This window comes from Propioniciclava sp. (assembly GCF_029977985.1).
GTDB lineage: Bacteria > Actinomycetota > Actinomycetes > Propionibacteriales > Propionibacteriaceae > Propioniciclava.
Window position 1 is genome coordinate 1 of sequence record NZ_JARKOT010000047.1, and the last position, 1,195, is coordinate 1,195.

1 protein-coding gene is annotated in these 1,195 nt (G+C 70.4%); it reads right to left on the minus strand.

Translation table 11 applies throughout. From position 1 onward, the window contains the following. Positions 1 to 129 precede the first annotated feature (129 nt). Positions 130 to 1,195 (minus strand): M23 family metallopeptidase (locus Q1K57_RS02855; protein WP_300078801.1); only part of this gene is annotated, 1,066 nt, incomplete at its 5' end.

Genomic DNA, 1,195 nt, shown 5'->3' on the forward strand with positions numbered 1-1,195 from the left:
ATGTGGTAGTCGTGGCGCGCCTTCTTGTTCTGGGCGACCAGCACCCGACCCGTCGGCCGTGGCATGACGACTCTCCCCCTTCGTTGACGCGGTGGCGACTCAGCATAGCCGCCGCGACCACCCCTCCGGTCAGGGAAGGTAGAGCATCGGGTTCACCGGGACGCCGTTCAACCGCACCTCGAAGTGCAAGTGAGGCGTGGTGGACAGGCCCGTGCTGCCGACGTACCCGATGACCTGGCCACGCGTGACCCGCTCACCCACCGACACCGCGATGCGCGACTGATGGGCATAGCCGGTCGTGACGTACTTGCCCGCAATGGCGCTGTCATGGCCGACGAGCACGAAATTGCCGAAGCCGCCGTTCGGACCCGCCTTGAGGACGACACCGTCCGCCGCCGCGTAGATCGGGGTGCCGGTCGCGGCACCCCAGTCGTTGCCGTTGTGCATGCGCCAGTACTTGAGGATCGGGTGGAAGCGGAGGCCGAAGGGCGAACCCGGGCTGGCATCGATCGGCCGGGTCAGTCCGTAGGACGAGACCGCCCGCCCAGCGGAACGGGACGGCGTCGAGGCACGCGCGGGGGCCTGCGGCGCCGCCGCAGAGCGCGCCGTAGCCTGCGCCGCCTCACGAGCCGCCGCCTCACGAGCCGCCGCCTCACGAGCCGCCGCCTCACGAGCCGCCGCCTCACGAGCCGCCGCCTCACGAGCCGCCGTCTCACGAGCCGCCTTCTCCCGGGCCGCCGCCTCTGCCTGGAGACGTGCCAGCTCGCCCTGGATCTCGCGTTGGAGTTGGTCTTCCTGGGCTGCGTAGCTGGCGAACTCGGCCTCGTCGGCGGCAAGTTCGGCTTCGGCGGCTTGCTTCGCCGACTGGTTGGCCGCCACCAACGCGGCCACTGCCTGCTCCTGCGCAGCCAGGGCAGCCTCGAGCGCGCTGACGCGCTCAACGTTGTCCGCCGCCTCCTGCTTGGCCCGGGCGACCTGCGCCTCCAGTGCTGCCGCCTCGTCGCGTGCCTTCTGAAGTTCCAGCAGGATGGCATCGAGGCGGGCCTTCTGGGCCGCCTGGGTGTCGAAGATCGTGGTGTTCCACTGGATGCGCTGCCCGACCTCCGCCGTCGAACCGGCTCCGAAGACGACGCTCAGGCCCGCCAGGTCGGTGCGCTGCTGGTACGACTCGGTGACCGCGGCGACGATGACCTTC